Origin of the sequence: Methanoculleus horonobensis, from assembly GCF_001602375.1 — an archaeon.
GTDB lineage: Archaea > Halobacteriota > Methanomicrobia > Methanomicrobiales > Methanoculleaceae > Methanoculleus > Methanoculleus horonobensis.
In genome coordinates this window covers 635,562-651,944 of record NZ_BCNY01000015.1, presented here as the reverse complement: position 1 = coordinate 651,944, position 16,383 = coordinate 635,562, and the positions used below count along the sequence as shown (strand labels likewise).

The 16,383-nt window shown below is 64.4% G+C and carries 18 protein-coding genes; 8 read left to right on the top strand and 10 right to left on the bottom strand.

The window, feature by feature from the left end:
- Nucleotides 1–46: 46 nt before the first annotated feature.
- Nucleotides 47–760, bottom strand: coding sequence for a YkgJ family cysteine cluster protein (locus MCUHO_RS11035; RefSeq protein ID WP_067078885.1), 714 nt, complete (start codon nucleotides 758–760; stop codon nucleotides 47–49).
- 89 nt (nucleotides 761–849) lie between these two features.
- Nucleotides 850–1,563, bottom strand: coding sequence for a SagB/ThcOx family dehydrogenase (locus MCUHO_RS11030; protein WP_235808251.1), 714 nt, complete (start codon nucleotides 1,561–1,563; stop codon nucleotides 850–852).
- A gap of 171 nt (nucleotides 1,564–1,734) precedes the next feature.
- On the opposite strand from MCUHO_RS11030, the gene MCUHO_RS11025 reads away from it, so the two are divergent.
- Complete coding sequence (locus MCUHO_RS11025) at nucleotides 1,735–2,664, top strand: calcium/sodium antiporter (RefSeq protein ID WP_235808250.1); 930 nt, start codon at nucleotides 1,735–1,737, stop codon at nucleotides 2,662–2,664.
- Nucleotides 2,665–2,758: 94 nt separating this feature from the next.
- Nucleotides 2,759–4,684 (top strand): beta-propeller domain-containing protein, encoded by a 1,926-nt coding sequence (locus MCUHO_RS11020; RefSeq protein ID WP_067078307.1) that lies wholly within the window; start codon nucleotides 2,759–2,761, stop codon nucleotides 4,682–4,684.
- On the opposite strand, the gene MCUHO_RS11015 is transcribed toward MCUHO_RS11020, so the two are convergent.
- Nucleotides 4,642–7,398, bottom strand: coding sequence for a cation-translocating P-type ATPase (locus MCUHO_RS11015; protein ID WP_067078883.1), 2,757 nt, complete (start codon nucleotides 7,396–7,398; stop codon nucleotides 4,642–4,644). The genes MCUHO_RS11020 and MCUHO_RS11015 overlap by 43 nt on opposite strands.
- Nucleotides 7,399–7,595: 197 nt before the next feature.
- Nucleotides 7,596–7,931, bottom strand: coding sequence for a cupin domain-containing protein (locus MCUHO_RS11010; protein ID WP_067078305.1), 336 nt, complete (start codon nucleotides 7,929–7,931; stop codon nucleotides 7,596–7,598).
- A 98-nt stretch (nucleotides 7,932–8,029) separates the two neighbouring features.
- On the opposite strand from MCUHO_RS11010, the gene MCUHO_RS11005 reads away from it, so the two are divergent.
- Nucleotides 8,030–9,148, top strand: coding sequence for a TIGR04084 family radical SAM/SPASM domain-containing protein (locus MCUHO_RS11005; RefSeq protein ID WP_067078303.1), 1,119 nt, complete (start codon nucleotides 8,030–8,032; stop codon nucleotides 9,146–9,148).
- Between the two features lie 24 nt (nucleotides 9,149–9,172).
- On the opposite strand, the gene MCUHO_RS11000 is transcribed toward MCUHO_RS11005, so the two are convergent.
- Entirely contained in the window at nucleotides 9,173–9,964 is a 792-nt protein-coding gene (locus tag MCUHO_RS11000; protein ID WP_067078301.1) for a hypothetical protein, read from the bottom strand.
- A gap of 157 nt (nucleotides 9,965–10,121) precedes the next feature.
- Between MCUHO_RS11000 and MCUHO_RS12860 the strand changes: the two genes are divergently transcribed.
- The gene (locus tag MCUHO_RS12860; RefSeq protein ID WP_162839720.1) at nucleotides 10,122–10,286 is read left to right on the top strand and encodes a hypothetical protein; all 165 of its coding nucleotides are present in this window, start codon (nucleotides 10,122–10,124) and stop codon (nucleotides 10,284–10,286) included.
- 21 nt (nucleotides 10,287–10,307) lie between these two features.
- Here the strand turns inward: MCUHO_RS12860 and MCUHO_RS10995 are convergent, their stop codons facing one another.
- Both MCUHO_RS10995 and MCUHO_RS10990 read right to left on the bottom strand, forming a co-directional pair.
- Complete coding sequence (locus MCUHO_RS10995; RefSeq protein WP_067078298.1) at nucleotides 10,308–10,883, bottom strand: flavin reductase family protein; 576 nt, start codon at nucleotides 10,881–10,883, stop codon at nucleotides 10,308–10,310.
- Between the two features lie 89 nt (nucleotides 10,884–10,972).
- Nucleotides 10,973–11,902, bottom strand: coding sequence for a DUF475 domain-containing protein (locus MCUHO_RS10990; RefSeq protein WP_067078295.1), 930 nt, complete (start codon nucleotides 11,900–11,902; stop codon nucleotides 10,973–10,975).
- Between the two features lie 118 nt (nucleotides 11,903–12,020).
- Here MCUHO_RS10990 and MCUHO_RS10985 point away from each other — a divergent pair, with 118 nt between their 5' ends.
- Nucleotides 12,021–12,473, top strand: coding sequence for a CBS domain-containing protein (locus tag MCUHO_RS10985; RefSeq protein ID WP_067078292.1), 453 nt, complete (start codon nucleotides 12,021–12,023; stop codon nucleotides 12,471–12,473).
- A gap of 44 nt (nucleotides 12,474–12,517) precedes the next feature.
- Here MCUHO_RS10985 and MCUHO_RS10980 read toward each other — a convergent pair whose 3' ends face one another.
- From MCUHO_RS10980 to MCUHO_RS10970, 3 genes are all read right to left on the bottom strand, one after another.
- On the bottom strand, nucleotides 12,518–12,976 hold the full coding sequence (locus tag MCUHO_RS10980) for a YbhB/YbcL family Raf kinase inhibitor-like protein (protein ID WP_067078289.1): 459 nt from the start codon (nucleotides 12,974–12,976) through the stop codon (nucleotides 12,518–12,520).
- A 56-nt stretch (nucleotides 12,977–13,032) separates the two neighbouring features.
- Complete coding sequence (locus tag MCUHO_RS10975; RefSeq protein ID WP_067078286.1) at nucleotides 13,033–13,500, bottom strand: YbhB/YbcL family Raf kinase inhibitor-like protein; 468 nt, start codon at nucleotides 13,498–13,500, stop codon at nucleotides 13,033–13,035.
- A 68-nt stretch (nucleotides 13,501–13,568) separates the two neighbouring features.
- Nucleotides 13,569–14,237, bottom strand: coding sequence for a phosphoribosyltransferase (locus MCUHO_RS10970; protein WP_084386029.1), 669 nt, complete (start codon nucleotides 14,235–14,237; stop codon nucleotides 13,569–13,571).
- 177 nt (nucleotides 14,238–14,414) lie between these two features.
- On the opposite strand from MCUHO_RS10970, the gene MCUHO_RS10965 reads away from it, so the two are divergent.
- The 3 genes from MCUHO_RS10965 to MCUHO_RS10955 all read left to right on the top strand — a co-directional run bounded on the left by MCUHO_RS10965 (nucleotide 14,415) and on the right by MCUHO_RS10955 (nucleotide 16,383).
- Nucleotides 14,415–14,843 (top strand): ribonuclease HI family protein, encoded by a 429-nt coding sequence (locus MCUHO_RS10965; RefSeq protein ID WP_067078280.1) that lies wholly within the window; start codon nucleotides 14,415–14,417, stop codon nucleotides 14,841–14,843.
- Between the two features lie 4 nt (nucleotides 14,844–14,847).
- Nucleotides 14,848–15,285, top strand: a complete 438-nt coding sequence (tsaA, locus tag MCUHO_RS10960) for a tRNA (N6-threonylcarbamoyladenosine(37)-N6)-methyltransferase TrmO (protein ID WP_067078277.1) — start codon at nucleotides 14,848–14,850, stop codon at nucleotides 15,283–15,285.
- 195 nt (nucleotides 15,286–15,480) lie between these two features.
- Nucleotides 15,481–16,383 carry an Mrp/NBP35 family ATP-binding protein gene (locus MCUHO_RS10955; RefSeq protein ID WP_067078274.1) on the top strand — a complete coding sequence of 301 codons (903 nt, stop codon included), beginning with the start codon at nucleotides 15,481–15,483 and terminating at the stop codon, nucleotides 16,381–16,383.

Here is a 16,383-nt window from a genome sequence, read left to right as displayed (position 1 = left end):
AGCAGAAAAAGGGTATGGGCGAAAGGTCTCGAAACCGGTCGGAGCGTTACTGCCCGTACACGTCGCAGGTGATCCGGTGCGGCTCAAACTGGCCCCGGTGGAAGACCCGGACCTCGACCTCGGCGCCCTTCCTGAACTCCCGCATCAGGAGGTCGTAGGTTCGCCGGACGTAGCGGAGGCCCTCCCGGGCGAAGAGATCGCGGAGAGCCTGCCGGAACCGGATCTCCTGCTCGAGAAACGCCGCCTCGTAGGCCCGGGTCTCCCGTGCAATCCGGGCGCACTCGGCATCGTCGATCGGGTTGTTGTAACTCCCGTGTCTGTTCAGACCGCCGATCTGCCGCCATTCGATGCGGCCCGTCCCGTCGGCCTCCCGGTGGAGCATGTAGGGGTAGACCCGGCAGATGGCGAATCGCCGGTCGTAGATGCTGCACCTGCCGTCGGAGAGGAAGATGCAGGAACCGTCCGGTTTCGTACGGAGGGCATAGCCCGACACATAGAACCGTCCCTCCTGATCGCAGGCGTCGAACGCGGGCGCCGGGATGACGGCGTCCGGCAGGAGCGAGCGGACGCTGTCGGTGTCCTCCTCCAGCAGAAAGACGTGATCGTTGAACTCCCGGGTGCAGCACCGCCCGCAGCAGTCGCAGGAGAACCCCACCTCGCGGATGATCTCGATGAACTCGTCTTCCGGGAACAGGAGAAGCCTCTCCCGTTCCGCCTCAAGGGCAGCAATCTGTTCGTCAAACGTGAACGTAACCGGCAGCCTCCGTTTGTTTGCCCGGCACGAATGCCGGGACTTCTTCCCTCTGGTGTTGGACGGTAGGAGGGATATGCCCTTTGGCACCCGCCGGATCACGGCTTCTTTCCGACCGTCGCGAGGTAGATCAGGAACTGGCGTTCGCCGTCGATGCCGAGAAGCCGGTTCATCGCCGCGTCGTCGAAGGCAGCGATCGCGCAGACCCCGCACCCTGTGCCCGATGCCGCGAGGTAGAGGTTCTGGCAGACATGCCCGGCGTCGAGATGGAGGTAGCGGTAACCGCGCTCCCCATATCGCCATGTCATCCGGTCGGGGACAGCGGTCCAGAGGAAGGTGACGGCGCTCTCGGTGATGTGCGGCTGGTTCAGGCATCCCGCCGCCACCTGCCGCGCGATGCCGGGGTCACGGGACTCTTCGGCGAGGCGGTGCTCCACCGCGAGGTAGCGGTAGAGCCCGGGCGCCAGGCCCTCGACCCGGTTGACCAGCAGGTAGGTCTCGAACGCGTGCCGTGCACCCGCGGACGGGACGGTGCGGATGGTGAACGTCCCGTCGACGACGCGTTTGACTCCCTGAGTGCACCAGAGGAGGAACGCAGCCTCAGCAAGCGTAAGCGGCTCCGGCGCGTAGTTCCTGACGCTCTCCCGGTGCTCGATTGCGTCCCGGAGATCGACGGCGGGGATGGTGATATCGCCGGGCGCCGGCAGCGAGATGGTCGTCTCTGCTTTCGTGTACGGTAACTCCAGAGGAGGGGGCGGGCGGCCGAGCACCTGATCCGACGGCGGCTGGTTGCCGAACTCTGTCCTCTGCATGAACTCTCTTCCCGCTCCGTGCAGGAACCTGGCTCCCGGGGTGAGCATGGCGGTTCGGTGGTTCAGGAAAGGGATAACCCTTTGCCCTGCACCCTTTCCGGGGCCGGGATTCGGAAACGTATTAGCAGACCCCGTCCAACCTACATACCACTTCGAGGCACCTCCGTGATCGTGACCATTCTGATACTCGCCATCGGCATAGCCCTTCTCGTCAAAGGGGCCGACCTCTTTGTAGGCGGCGGAAGCGGCCTGGCGCTGCGGTACAGCATCTCCCCGGCCCTGATCGGGTCCACGATCATCGCGTTCGGCACCTCGCTTCCGGAGCTCGTCGTCAGCACGAACGCCGCAGCCACGGGAAACACCGGCATCGCTCTCGGGAACGTCATCGGGAGCAACATCGCGAACATCGCCCTCGTTCTCGCCCTCTGCACCTTCATACGGCCGGCCATGATCGCCTCCTCCGGGACGTCGCGCTCCGCGCTCATCCGGCACACCATGCTGATGCTCGCCGCGACGGCAGCCTTCGCTCTCTTTGCCGTAAGAGGCACGCTCGACATCGTCGCCGGAACGGTCTTCCTCCTCCTCTTCGTCGTAATCCTCTTCGTTCTCCTGCGGGAAGGGCGTGAGGAGGGGGAGGTCGAGATCAAGTCCCATGGGTGGGCAGATGCCCTCTACATCGGCCTCGGGCTCGTCGCCGTCATCGTCGGGGCGCAGCTGGTCGTCGATGGGGCCGTTACGCTCGCAGAGGCGTTCGGGATCCCCGCATTTGTCATCGGCGTATCGGTCGTCGCCATCGGGACGTCGCTTCCGGAGCTCGCGACCTCGGTCGTGGCCGCCATGAGAGACGAGGGCTCCATCTCCATCGGCAACATCCTCGGAAGCAACATCTTCAACCTCCTCCTGGTCCTCGGGATAAGCCTTCTCCTCGCCCCGGCCACCGTCGGGTCGCTTGTCGACATCGCGGTCGTCGTCCTCATCTCGGTCGCGGTCCTCCCCCTGCTCTTCGCCCGCCCTGCCGTCGTCCGGGGTTGGTCGGCCCTCCTGCTCCTCGCCTACGCCGCCTACATCGCCTGGAGCTTCGGGGCGATCCCGACCGGGTGAGAGAGCCGCTCCGGAAGACTTCGAAAATATTCGTAGGTTACGCAAACCTGATGCGTCGGCACGTGCATCTCCCTCTATCGGAAGGTGAACGGATATGTGGAAGTGGAGTCCGGTGCTGGTCGCCGTCCTCGGGAGCCTGGTGATCGCCGCGATCATCGGGACCGCCCTCGCGTCGGAGGACGCCGGGAACGAGACACAGGGGGATTTGCAGAAGTTCTCGTCGAAGGACGAGGTTGAGGCGTTCTTAAAGGAACACGCGCAGGGAGTGGAGCACGGTAACGGCTACTCCTGGCTGCCGGGAGCCGGCGGACAGGAGACCGCTATGGACGCCCCTGCACCGACGAGCGCACCGCCCGCCCCGACGGCCGCGCGCGACTACTCAACCACGAACGTGCAGGTAGAGGGCGTGGACGAGGCCGACTTCCTGAAGAACGACGGAAGATACATCTACGTCATATCGGGCGAGTCGCTTGCGATCCTCGAAGCGTTCCCGGCGGAGGATGCGAAGATCGTATCCGAGACCCGGATCGAAGGGATCCCGACGGCGCTCTTCCTTGCCGGCGACCGTCTGGTGGTCTTTGCCTCCGGAACGGAAGAGAGCATGACCACCGTGAAAGGGAGTGTGGCGCCCATCCCCGTCCAGCGGGTGGTGACGCACGCATACATCTATGATATCGGCGACCGGAGCGATCCCGACCTGGTCCGGACGCAGACCTTCACCGGCAGTTACTACAACGCCCGGATGATCGGCGAGAACGTCTACGTCATCACGCAGGAAGCACCCCTCTGGATCCGGGACGAGATCGCCCTCCCCGAGGTGCGGACGGACGGCGGCGAGCCCATCCTGCCCGACATCTACCGCCCCGGGACACCGCTGCAGAACTACGTCTTCTACACCGCAAGCGCCTTCTCCGTCAGAAACGACAGGGGCACACCCGACGCCGAGACGTTCCTCCTCGGTTACGACACCACCCTCTTTGTGTCGCAAAAGAACCTCTACATCGGCTACCGCTACATGGAGGCCGCCTACTCCGGCCCGGTCGCCGCAACGATGCCCGACTACGCCGGCAGCCGGGAGCAGACGATCGTCCACCGGTTCGCGATCGATGACGGTCGGATCGACTATCAGGCCATGGGCAGGGTTCCCGGACATCTCTTAAACCAGTTCTCGCTCGACGAGTACGGGGAGAACCTCCGGGTGGCGACGACCGTCGAGGGCTGGACACGTGAGGGGTCGGTCCAGTACAACAACGTCTACGTCCTCAACCCCGCGATGGAGACGATCGGGACGCTCGAACACCTCGCGCCGGACGAACGTATCTACGCCGCCCGGTTCGTCGGCGACCGGCTCTACCTCGTGACATTCAAGCGGGTCGACCCCCTCTTCGTCATCGATCTCTCGGATCCGAAACACCCCGGCATCCTCGGGAAACTCAAGATCCCCGGCTACTCCGATTACCTCCATCCCTATGACGCCGACCACATCATCGGGATCGGCAAAGAGACGGGCGAGAACGCCTGGGGCGGCGTCTCGGTAGAGGGGCTCAAGATCGCGCTCTTCGACGTATCGGACGTGAATAACCCGCGAGAAGTCGATACCGTTGTTATCGGTGAGCCCGGAACCGACTCGGAGGCCCTCCGCGACCACAAGGCCTTCCTCTTCGTGAAGGAGAAGAACCTCCTCGTCATCCCGGTGAGCGAGATAAAGCGGGTCGAGAACCCTGAATCGAAGTACCCCGGCTCCTACGGCACCACGACCTGGCAGGGGGCTTACGTCTACTCGGTGAAACCGGCAGACGGGCTCACCTTGCTCGGGACGGTCACCCACGCGGAGAAGGGATCCCCCTATACCTGGGACTCGCCCGATGCGGTGCGGCGGTCGCTCTTCATGGACGATACCCTCTACACCGTCTCGCATAGAAGCATCATCATGACCGAACTCGCCGACGGCAGCCGGGTGAACGAGGTCATCCTCCCCTACCGGTGGGGGATCTCCCCTACCCCGGTTCCAGTCTGGTGAACCGGAGGCCGGTGGTTCCTGACCGCCTTGAAGATCTCCATCACGATCACGACCGAGGAGGCAAGGGCGAGCAGTACGAGCCACTCGACCAGGGAGACGGGCTGCAGCTGGAGGACGTCCTGGAGGAAGGGGACGTAGAGCGCGAGGATGTGGATGCCCTGAGCGGCAATGACGCCGGCGACCAGGAAGTAGTTGCGGCTGATGGGGATGCGGAACGCGGAGAAGTACTCCGACCGGCAGTTGAAGGCATGGAAGTTCTCGAAGAGTACCATCAGCAGGACGAGCAGGTTCCGGGCCGCGAACTCGTCCCACCCATTTGAGATCAGCCAGTGCCAGGTTCCGAGCGCAACCAGCGCGATGACCGTGCCCGAGATCACCGTCTCCTCGATCATCAGCCGGTTGAAGATCCCCTCCTCCGGCCGTCGCGGCGGCCGGTTCATGACGCGGGGGTCTCCGCCCTCGAACGCCAGCGCCACGTCCTGGATACCGTTCGTCACCAGGTTCAGCCAGAGGAGCTGGACCGCGAGGAGAGGCAGCGGGAGACCTACCAGAAGGGCGAGCATGAAGAGGAGAACCTCCGCAAACCCGGTCGAGATCAGGAGATAGACGACCTTCCTGACGTTCTCGTAGGCATACCGACCCTCCTCGATCCCGGCGACGATCGAGGCGAAGTCGTCGTTGGTGACGATCAGCGACGCCGTATCCTTGGCGACGTCGGTTCCGGAACCCATCGCGACCCCGATGTTCGCGCTCCGGAGCGCCGGCGCGTCGTTGACCCCGTCCCCGGTGACCGCGACGTAGGCCCCGCTCTCCCGGTAAGCCTCGACGATCCGGAGTTTCTGCAGCGGCGTCACCCGGGCAAAGACCCGGGCGCCCTGCACCCGGTCGACGAACTCCGAGAACGTCGGGATCTCGTCGTCGCCCAGTTCCGAGCCGGTGATCACCTGATCCGGAGAGTCCGCGATCTCGAGTTCCCGTGCGATGGCGAGCGCCGTTGCGGGGTGATCCCCCGTCACCATCACCACGTCGACCCCGGCGTCGCGGCACCGCCGCACGGCGTCGGGCACGGCGGGCCGGATCGGGTCGATGAACCCGACCAGGCCGAGGAGTTCGAGGGGAGGGAGCGTGGGGTTCTCTGCAGAGACCTCCCCCTCCGCACGACCGTGAGCCACGGCAAGCACCCGGTAGCCATGAGAGGTGAGGGCGTCGATGTCCTCCTGCACCGTGTCCGGGTCGAGCGGCATGCTGCCGCCCGGCCCGCCGGCCATGGTGCGGCAGGATGGAATGACCGTTTCCGCAGCCCCTTTGACCGCCACCAGGGTCTCCTCCCCCTCCCGGTACCAGACGGCAGCATACCGGCGCTCGGACTCGAAGGGGATCTCGGCGACGGCAGGTGCCCTCTCGCGGATACCGGCGGGGTCGAGTCCCAGCTTGTAGGTGAGCGCGAGGAACGCCACGTCGATCGCGTCGCCCCGGTGCGTCCAGTCCCCCTCGTCGTTCCGCTCCAGGCCGGCCTCGTTGCTGATCGTCGCGGCCCGGGCCAGATGCTCCAGCCGGCTGCGGGCGGGATCGGATACGGGGCTCCCCTCCTCCCTGACAACCTCTCCCTCGCCCGCGTACCCGGCCCCGGTGACCGAGAACATTTCGCCCGTGGGCAGGGCGACGACCCGGGCGGTCTGCTGGTTCACGGTGAGGGTGCCGGTCTTGTCGCTCGCGATCAGCGTGCAGCTCCCGAGGCTCTCCACGGCGGCGAGGAACCGGACGATGACGTTCCGCCCGGCCATCCGTGACGTCGCGATCGAGAGCGCGACGGTCAGGGCGATCGGCAGGCCCTCGGGGATCGCCGAGACGGCGAGCGCGACGGCGAGGAAGAAGACCTCGAGTGGGGGCACCCCCTGGCCGAGGACGATGAACGCAAGCACCCCGGTGGCGGCAAGGACGGCGATGCTGATCTTTCTGGAGAAATCTTCCATGCGCAGGACGAGCGGAGGTTTGCCCATCTCGGACGCCGTGACCGTCTCGGCGATCTGCCCGATCTCGGTGTCCTGGCCGGTCGCGACCACGACTCCCATGCTGCGGCCGGTCATGATAGTGCTGCCGGCATAGAGCATATTCAGACGGTCGGCCAGGGGCAGCGAGGCATCGAGGGGATCCGGACGCTTTTGAATCGCATGCGACTCGCCGGTCAGGAGGGACTCGTCGACGGCGAGCGATTGCGCTCTCGCGATGCGGATGTCGGCAGGAACCCGGTCGCCCGACTCCAGAACGACGCGGTCGCCGGGGACCAGATCCTCCGCCGGGACAGTCGCCTCCCGGCCGTCCCGCCGCACCCGTGCATGGATCTTGAGCATCTGCTGTAGCGCCGTTGCGCTCCGCTCCGCTTTCACCTCCTGGAACGTCCCGATGACGGCGTTAATCAGGATGACGATAAAGATGAAGACCGCGTCGGTGAAGTCGGCGAAGAGGATGGAGATGATCCCTGCTGCAAGGAGCACGTAGATGAGCGGGCTCGTGAACTGGCGAAGGAAGACCTCAAACACCGTCGGAGGGCGCTTCTGTGGGAGGACGTTCTCCCCGAAGATCCCGCGCCGCCGGGCGACCTCCTCATCCGTAAGGCCCCCCTCCGGCGAGGCGAGCATCTCGGCTGCGTCGTCCGGCGGTAGGGCGTGCCATGCCGTCGTCCGGGACTCGTCGGGGGAGAGGGAGGGGGTCATGATACCATCTTCCGAGCGTAGGTCACGGGTGCGGATTACCGGGGAGAGAAACCCGGTTGTATGGTAGAACCGTTTCACCCTGCAAATCCGGGACCGCCGTCAATACCGGCCTCCCGGAACCTGCCCGGGAGGCTATCCGCCACCCGCATATAAAAAACCCGCAGACCGGTTCCGAGAGGAACCCCCTCCCCGGGGGATCAGGCGTGGATCATCGTCAGCATCATCTTGAACCGCGTGACGGCGTGGACAGCATGAGGTATCGTTGCCGGCATGATGATCAGGTTGCCGGCCGTCACCGAGTATTCCTTGCCCGCGATGGTGACGAGGGCCTCCCCGTCGATGACCTGGAGGACGGCGTCGTAAGGCGCGGTGTGCTCCGAGAGGCCCTCGCCCTCGTCGAAGGCAAAGATCGTGATGGTGCCGGACTTCGTGTAGGCGAGCATCCGGCTGACGATCGAGCCCTGCTGGTAGGCGACGAGGTCGCGGGGGTCGATGACCTGCTCGGCGAGGTTCTCTTTCTTTGCTTCTGGCATAGGAGTCCGTTCTCACTGCAGGGTATTCTGTCTTGCGGGGGAGGGGCTACATCCTCACCTTTTTTTCACCCGGCCCACAAAATAGTAAGAGACCCTCTGTGTACTACCATCTCATCCTGACCGACAACTGCAACCTCTGCTGCACCTACTGCCGCGGCAAAGCGTTCACCGTCGAACCGCCGGAACTGCCCGATATCGCCGTCGACGAAGACCTCCCGGTCGACCTCGATATCAACCTCGCCGACCTCTACCGGTTCCTCGCAGAGGACCCCGACGCCGTGCTGATCTTCTACGGCGGGGAGCCCCTGCTGGCCGTCGACCGCATCCGCGAGCTCGTCCGCGACGCCCCGGTCTCGGCGCTGATCCTGCACACCAACGGCACCCTCCTCGACCGCCTCGAACCCGGAGTCGCGAACCGGTTCGACACGATCCTGGTCTCGATCGACGGCCCGGAGGAACTCACCGACACTCACCGCGGGAAAGGGACGTTTCGCCGGATCACGAGGAACCTTAAGGGCCTCGTAGCGGGCGGATTTTCCGGCGAACTGATCGCCCGGATGACCGTGACCGAGGATACCGATATCGTGGAGGCCGTCCGCTACCTCACGGAGAACGACTTGTTCTCCTTTCCGGCCATCCACTGGCAGATGGACGCGAACTTCTGGAACGATTACAGCCTCCGCGACTACGCTGCGTGGGTGGAGGAGAGTTACAACCCCGGCATCCGGTCGCTCGTCGCGTTCTGGGTCGAGACGATGCGCGACGATGGCCGGGTGCTCCGGTGGTACCCCTTCATCGACCCGGTGGAGGATATGCTTCTGTCGCGGCCGAGCATGCTCCGGTGCGGGTGCGGCCACGCGAACTACAGCATCATGACCGACGGCCACATCGCTCCCTGCCCGATCATGGTCGGGATGAAGGACTACTACGCCGGGCATATCGCCACCGCCGACCCTCTCCGCCTCCCGGTGACGACCGTCGGGAGCCCCTGCACGACGTGCGGTATCCGTGACTTCTGCGGCGGCCGGTGTCTCTACTCGAACATCACCCGCCCCTGGCCGGAGGAAGGCCGGCGGATCGTCTGCGGGACGGTGGAGAACCTCCATTCGGCGCTCTCGGCGGCGCTCCCGGAGATCCGGGACCTCATCCGCGACGGGAGAGTCCGGATGGAGGAGTTCGCTCACCGGAAGTACAACAGCTGCGAGATCATACCCTGAAAAGAGGGTTCGGGGGACCCCTATCTATTCAGCGTCTTCGAGGACTTCCCGGGCGCCGTCCACCATCGCCCGGGCGGCCTTCGCCTTCGCCTTCACGATGGCGTGGTTGCCCTCGTCGAGTGCCGCTTCCGCTTCCAGGTAGAGGGTCTCTGCCCGGTCGGTTCGCGCCCGGGACTTTTTGACGTTCTGTCCCTCGGCTGCCGCAATCTCGACCTCTTCCTGAATGGCGAGGAGATCGCCGTAGAGTTCTTCGAGGAGTTCGCGCAACTCTTCGGTCCGCGCCGCATCCTCCTCCCGCTTCTGCCGGCCGCGCTCGCGGAGCGCCTCGCGGGCCTCCTCCTGCCCTTCGAGGATCGACTGGAGTTCGTCCTCGACGTCTTTGACCGCCTGCGCAAGCACCTCGGCGAACGCCGTCCTCTCCTCGCGGGAGGACTCGTAGCCGTCATAGGCCCCATACGCACCGCCGGCTGCCGCACCGCCGAGGGCACCGCCGATGACGTCGCTCATCTCCCTGTCGCCCCGGATGATGCCGCCAAGGATGCCGCCGAGGCCCGCCCCGGCAATAGCTCCCGCGATCCCCTTCTTGATCTCTTTGCGCTCCCGGTTGACGGTGTAACTCACCCGAACGTTCTCGCGGTCGACCGTGATCTCCATGCGCCCCTCTTCGCCGATGTGCCGGACATCCATCCTCGAAGACGCATCCCCGATCTCCTGCTGCATGATCTCCGTGCCCCTGAGCGCGAGCTGCGACATCAGTCGTTCCACGAAATCGCCGTAAAGAGACGAGACTCCCTGCCCGTAGTAGATAAACGCCATAGGATCACCTGTTGCGGTTTTCGATGATAGTAAATACAGTTGTATCTAATAAAAAACCTTCCCGGGCGTCCCCGGAGGAAATGTGGCACAGGAGCGGCTCCCCTGAGGGAGAAGCCAACATTCATCCGTCCGGAAGAAAGACTACTTGCAGAGACCCATGACGGCTATCGGAGAGATCCTCTGCAGAATCGGGCTCCACCAGTGGGGCAGGAAGCGGGGATACGACGAATACTCCTCGAATGTCATCGAGTGGGAGCAGCGGTGCGAACGGTGCGGGAAGAGAAAACGGTGGGTCGAGGCGAAGCGGGACCGGCGGCGGTGACGGGGCTACCCGCGAAAAAAATTATTTTTTGAACTCTTTCCCTGCAGAGAAGGCCTTCGCGAGGAACTTCCCGAACCCATAGTATTCCTGCCGCATCGAGTCATAGGCGAACGGCCGGATCTTCTCGATCTCGGGCTTGCCGTCCTCCCCGAGGACGCTCTCTTCCACCTTCACGTCCAGGATCTCCCCGATGAACTGGGTGTGCATCCCGATCTCGACCGTCTGGAGGAGGCGGCACTCGAGGACGACCGGGAACTCCCCGACGTACGGAGCGTTCACGAGATCGCTCTTCACCGGCGTCAGGTTGGTCGCGGCGAACTTATCCTCGTCCCGGCCGGAGACGATGCCGAAGTAGTCGGCCTCCCGGACGTAGTCCGTCGAGGGGATGCTGATCGTGAACTCGCGCTGCTCCACCAGGTTCGCGTAGGTCTGCCGGGCCTTCTGCACCGAGACCGCCACCGACGGCGGACGGGACGAGCAGATGCCGCCCCACGCCGCCGCCATCGCATCCGGACGGCCATCGGAGCCGTAGGTTCCGATGATCAGGTCGGGATGGGGATAGAGGAGGGTCCGTGGGCCAATCGATCGTTTTGTCATGGGGATACGATTCGTACCCGGAGCAGGATAAACCTTTTCAAACCCCGGATGCTGCGCCGGCCGGAAAGAGCGGGAGAAAGGAGGGGCGGTCACGCGGCGCCCGCCGCCCCACCCTTCTGCTCCTGCACCGAGCGGTAGAGGAAGTAGCCGACGATTCCAAACGTCGCAATCGGCGAGAGCCAGGCAGGGATATGGAACCCGAAACTGTCCGCGAGCATGATCGTCCCGAGGACCAGGATGGAGTACATCGCCCCGTTCTTGAGGAAACAGTAACTCCGGATCTTGTCGACGCCCCGGACGGTCAGTTCCCTGACCACGACCGCCCCGATGCCGTTCCCTATCAGGATGAGCGGAACCGAGAGGGTGAAGGCGAACGCCCCGATGACGCCGTCGATCGAGAAGGTCGCGTCGAGAACCTCGAGGTAGGCGATCTTCGAGAGGTCCGACATCCCCGGTTGCCGGAGCCGGGCCTCCTGCACCTCGGCGTTCTGCCTGAACCCGTGGACGATGAAGAAGGCGGTCGAGCCGAGCACGGCCGCGAACCCCATCATGACGTTGATCTGGAGGGCGAACCAGACGAGGATCGCCAGCAGAACCGAGACGACCGCGTAGAACCAGACGCTCTGCCGGGAGAAGAACCGTTCGCTCCGGAGCCCACAGGTCTTCTCCTCCGCGAAGAGCCAGTGGAAGAAGAGGAAGACGAGGAACGTTCCTCCGAAGATCAGGAGGATCGGCGCCGACTCCTCGATCGCCCCGGTGACCGCGGGATCGCTTGAGAACGTCGCGAACAGCGCATCGACAGGCCCGAGCGACGGATTCGTCGCCCAGACGATCAGCCACGGCAGGAGCCCGCGGACGACGAAGACCGCCGCGATCAGGCCCCAGAGGAGGAACCATCTGCGGGCCTTCTCCCCCATCGTCGCGAGAACGTCGGCGTTGATGATGGCGTTATCGATGCTCGAGACGATCTCGAAGACCGAGAGACCCGCCACGGTGAGAACGATCAACAACCAGTCCATTTTGTATGATATACGCTCTGTCGTCGATCGCATATAAGGAGAAGGGGCGGCCCGGGAAGTGGGTTACGTTCATATACCATACCGGCATGAGTCAGTCGTCGCAACGGAGGAAACGTGTATGGGAATTGTGAAGTGCTGTCGTGAGCAGGTCGTCGCCGTCTCGCCGGATACGCCGGCGGTTGAGGTGGCGAGGATCATGGGGGAGAAGAACGTCGGAAGCGTCGTCGTCGTAACCGGCGACAACCGGCCTACCGGCATACTTACCGACCGCGACCTCGCGGTCAGGGTCATGGCGCAGGAGAAGAACCCGGGCGAGGTCCGGGCGAGCGATATCCTGACCCGGGACGTGATCACCTTCCAGGACAGCATGGGGATCTACGAGGCCATCCAGAAGATGACCAACGAGGGTATCCGGAGGATGCCGATCGTCGACGATGTCGGGAGGCTGATCGGGATCGTCACGATGGACGATATCGTCCGGATGCTCGGGGAGGAGATGGCCGCCATTGCAAAGAACATCGAGAAACAAAGCCCCCCCATGCAGGAAGCAGGCGCTCCCATACCCATGTAGGGGGCCGGCACCCTCTTTTTGGTGCAGGCCGCACGTTCGGCCCCCTAACTCATGGCGAAGACAATAGCCTCCCCGGACTGGTTCAGCGACCCGTTCATCGCCCGAACCATCTCCTCCCAGGTCGCCCCGGGCACGAGCGCAAGATCGAGATCGAGCGCGTAGACCCGGAAGAGGTAGGCTTCGGCTGTTCCGGCCTCCGGGCAGGGCCCCCGGTAACCGAGGATGCCGAAATCGTTTGTACCCTGTACGGCGTGGAGCGGCGACTCCACCGTCCCTCCTTCCGGGAACCCTTCGGGGACCAGCGGGACGGCGGGAAGATTCCAGAGAACCCATGCCACTTTCGACGGCCCTTCCTCGGGGCTCGTCGTCGCAAGGATCGCGAGCGACTTGATGTTCGGGAGGAGCCCCTCGACCCGGATAGCGGGCGACCGGTTCGCTCCCCTGCAGGTGTACTCCGGCGGGAACTCTTCAAAGCCCAGGCTTACTACCAGTTTCTGCGTCATATCAGGCACCGTCGATACTCACCTTCCAGAACATGGTATAAAAATGGTGCGTGCGGTCACCGCGCATACATGGCGGCGGTCTCGCCGAACCCGAGGACGTGCCCCCGCATCGCATCGATGACGTCGTGTTTGCCTGTGCCGGGCGCGATATCGAGCATGGCGTCGAGCCCGTAGACCTTGAAGAGACAGCGGTGCGTCTCGCCCCGGGGCGGACAGGGGCCGCGCCACCCGATGCTCCCGTAGTCGTTCGTCCCCTGGACGGCATTCACCGGGGCCGTGACGACAGCCTCCGGCGGGATGCCCTCCGGGATCAGGGGCGACGGCGAGAGGTTCCAGGCGATCCAGGTCGTGAAGGAGCACCCGGGTTCGAAGGGGTTCAGTGCAAAGACTGCCATCGATCGCATCTCGTCCGTTAAACCGCGAATCCTCAGTTCCGGAGAGAGATCGGGGCCGTCGCAGGTGTTCCAGACAGAAAGCTCCGCCGAACGAAGGGAGACGATCAGGTTTGCTATGCCGGGATTCATGCGGGATTCTCGGCGCAGGCCAATAAAAAAGTATCACCGTTAAGCGTTCCACCGCCGTACCGCGACCCTCAGAAGAGCCCCATGTCCCGGGCCTGGATCAGCAGTTCCTGCACCTCCAGGTCGGTGAGGTCATGCCACTGTTCATACGCCTGCGCCACCGCAAAGGTGGGGCTGGTCCTGATGTTTAAACAGACGACGAGATCCGCCTTCCGGGCTATGAAGTTGACGGCGTGAAGCGACCCGGTGGGAACCGCCACGATGATCTCGTGGGGGGAGCCGGCGCGGGCGGCCTCGATTGCGGCGAGCATCGTATACCCGGTTGCAAGTCCGTCGTCGATCAGGATCGCCGTCCGGTTCTCGATCCCCGGCTCTTCCCGGCCGCCGGCGAACTTCGCTATCCGCTCTTCCACGTTCATTCTGGCCTTCGCGACGGCGGCGTTCACTTCGGCATCCGAGAGGGCGAGGGCATTCATGAGGGGCTGGTTCAAGAAGACCTGCCCGTTCCAGGTCACGGCGCCGAACCCGGCCTCCGGGTTCCAGGGTACCTGCACCTTCCGCACCACCGCCATCCGGAGCGGTGCCTTCAGTGCCCGCGCCACCTCGAGCCCCGGAGGAACCCCTCCGGCAGGGATGGCGCAGATCACCGGCTCGGCAGCCATCTCGAGCGTTGAGAGGGTCGCCGCGAGTCGCCTCCCGGCGTCGGTCCGGTTCTCAAAAACGCTCAGCCCATCGCGCATCGATCTCTCCTCAACGACCCGGCCCGCATCCAGCATGCGTCCGCCCTTACCGCACCGGGATATTAACATGTTGCGGTGGGCAGGCCGCCAGTTCCGGGGAACGATACCAATAACTCCCAAAAGATCGATGATCAACCGGAAGATGATCTGGAGAGAGACAGACCGGAGGGGGCACCGGTGACAAAGACCGATTCGGTGACGCTGTATACCGACGGTGCTTCACGGGGCAACCCCGGAGACGCCGCCTGGGCATACGTGATCGTGCGGGACGGCTCCGTCGTGGCAGGCCGTTCCGGCTACATCGGAACCGCGACCAACAACGTGGCCGAGTACCATGCCGTCATCAACGGCCTTGACGCCGCACGGGAGTTCACGGGCGGCAGGCTCGACGTCAGGTCGGACTCGGAACTGGTCGTGCGCCAGCTCACCGGCCGGTACCGCATCACCAAAGAGCACCTCGCCGGTCTCGCCGAGGAGGTGCGGCGGCGGATGCGTCATTTCGCGGAGGTCAGGTTCGAGAGCGTTCCGCGGGAGCACCCCTGCATCCAGGTCGCAGACCGTCTCTGCAACGAGACGCTCGATGCGGAGAGGCGGGGGAGGCGATAGCGGCATGACTGCGATCGAGTGCATCCCCATCGGCGTCGTCCGGTCACCCTACCGGGAGCGGGGCGACGCCCCCCGGCAGGGCCGCCTCGCGGATACCGTCGCGGAGATTCACGTCCTCGACGCCTACGCCCCGGGGCTCGAAGGCCTGGAGCGGAGCAGCCACCTCATCATCCTCTACTGGCTTGATAGGGCGGAACGCGGGCTGCTCTTCGCGAAACCGCCGGGCGAGACCCGGGAGAGGGGCGTCTTCTCCACCCGCTCGCCCGCCCGGCCGAACCCGATCGGCCTCGGGATCGTCGACCTCGTCCGCCGGGAGGAAAACGTCCTGGTGGTCAGGGGGCTCGACGCCCTGGACGGGACGCCGGTGCTGGACATCAAACCCTACTCCCCGGAGATCGACTGCATCCCCGAAGCGACGGGCGGGTGGCACATCAAGAAGTAGGCAGCCCGGCATCTCCGGATCCGGCGATGGCGTTCACCCCCGCCGGCGGGGCGGGCCTCATGCCCGAAAAAGGTTTCCCGGTGGCGGAACGGGATTATTTGCCACCACCTATATCTTTTTGTGGCATTTAACGTTAATATATAGTAGCTCTAGATCCTTCTCTAGAAGGATACTATACCGCAGAGGATACTTCCTATGACTCAAACGAACGAACCCAATAAGGAAACCTGCACCGGGAACTGCTCCAGCTGCCCGTCTACGACCAAGTGCGACGACCCGAGAAATGCAGACGCGCCGAAGGGCCTCCCACCGAAGGCCGATGTCAGCGTCAAGCATGTCGTCCTCGTCCTCTCCGGGAAGGGCGGCGTCGGGAAGAGCACGGTCTCGGCAAACCTCGCCTACGCCCTCGCCAACCGCGGCTTCAACACGGGGCTCATCGACCTCGATATCCACGGGCCGGACATCCCGAAGATGCTCGGGATCGAGGAAGCCCGCCTCCAGTCCTACGACGGGAAGATCATCGAGCCGGTCAAGGTCACCGGCAACCTCGCGGTCATCTCCATGGCGTTCCTGCTTCCCGAGCGCAACACCCCCGTGATCTGGCGCGGGCCGATGAAGATGACGGTCATCCGGCAGTTCCTCGAGGACGTCAACTGGGGCGACCTCGACTACCTGATCGTCGACCTCCCGCCCGGAACCGGCGACGAGGCGCTCACCGTTGCGCAGCTCGCCCCGAACATCGCCGGCGCGGTCATCGTCACCACCCCGCAGGACGTCGCGGTCCTCGACTCGAGCAAGGCGGCAGAGTTCATCAAGAAACTCGAACTCCCGGTGCTCGGGATCGTCGAGAACATGAGCGGCTTCGTCTGCCCCCACTGCAAAGAGGAGATCGAGATCTTCGGCAAGGGTGGCGGCAAGAAAGAGGCGGAGCAACTCGGCGTGCCCTTCCTCGGCTCCATCCCGCTCGACCCCGAGATGCGCAAGGCAGCGGACGAAGGAAGGCCGTTCATCATCCGCAAGGCCGGAGCAGAAGAGAGCCCGACCTGGAAGAGTTTCGACGCCATCATGCAGGCCCTGGTCGATCAGATCGAGGAGTAA

Bases quoted from the DNA above. Each gene is read 5' to 3' on its own strand.
- MCUHO_RS11030 (WP_235808251.1), bottom strand. From the start codon at position 1,563: ATGCAGAGGACAGAGTTCGGCAACCAGCCGCCGTCGGATCAGGTGCTC.
- MCUHO_RS11020 (WP_067078307.1), top strand. From the start codon at position 2,759: ATGTGGAAGTGGAGTCCGGTGCTGGTCGCCGTCCTCGGGAGCCTGGTG.
- MCUHO_RS11015 (WP_067078883.1), bottom strand. From the start codon at position 7,398: ATGACCCCCTCCCTCTCCCCCGACGAGTCCCGGACGACGGCATGGCAC.
- MCUHO_RS11010 (WP_067078305.1), bottom strand. From the start codon at position 7,931: ATGCCAGAAGCAAAGAAAGAGAACCTCGCCGAGCAGGTCATCGACCCC.
- MCUHO_RS11000 (WP_067078301.1), bottom strand. From the start codon at position 9,964: ATGGCGTTTATCTACTACGGGCAGGGAGTCTCGTCTCTTTACGGCGAT.
- MCUHO_RS12860 (WP_162839720.1), top strand. From the start codon at position 10,122: ATGACGGCTATCGGAGAGATCCTCTGCAGAATCGGGCTCCACCAGTGG.
- MCUHO_RS10995 (WP_067078298.1), bottom strand. From the start codon at position 10,883: ATGACAAAACGATCGATTGGCCCACGGACCCTCCTCTATCCCCATCCC.
- MCUHO_RS10990 (WP_067078295.1), bottom strand. From the start codon at position 11,902: ATGGACTGGTTGTTGATCGTTCTCACCGTGGCGGGTCTCTCGGTCTTC.
- MCUHO_RS10985 (WP_067078292.1), top strand. From the start codon at position 12,021: ATGGGAATTGTGAAGTGCTGTCGTGAGCAGGTCGTCGCCGTCTCGCCG.
- MCUHO_RS10980 (WP_067078289.1), bottom strand. From the start codon at position 12,976: ATGACGCAGAAACTGGTAGTAAGCCTGGGCTTTGAAGAGTTCCCGCCG.
- MCUHO_RS10975 (WP_067078286.1), bottom strand. From the start codon at position 13,500: ATGAATCCCGGCATAGCAAACCTGATCGTCTCCCTTCGTTCGGCGGAG.
- MCUHO_RS10970 (WP_084386029.1), bottom strand. From the start codon at position 14,237: ATGCGCGATGGGCTGAGCGTTTTTGAGAACCGGACCGACGCCGGGAGG.
- tsaA (WP_067078277.1), top strand. From the start codon at position 14,848: ATGACTGCGATCGAGTGCATCCCCATCGGCGTCGTCCGGTCACCCTAC.
- MCUHO_RS10955 (WP_067078274.1), top strand. From the start codon at position 15,481: ATGACTCAAACGAACGAACCCAATAAGGAAACCTGCACCGGGAACTGC.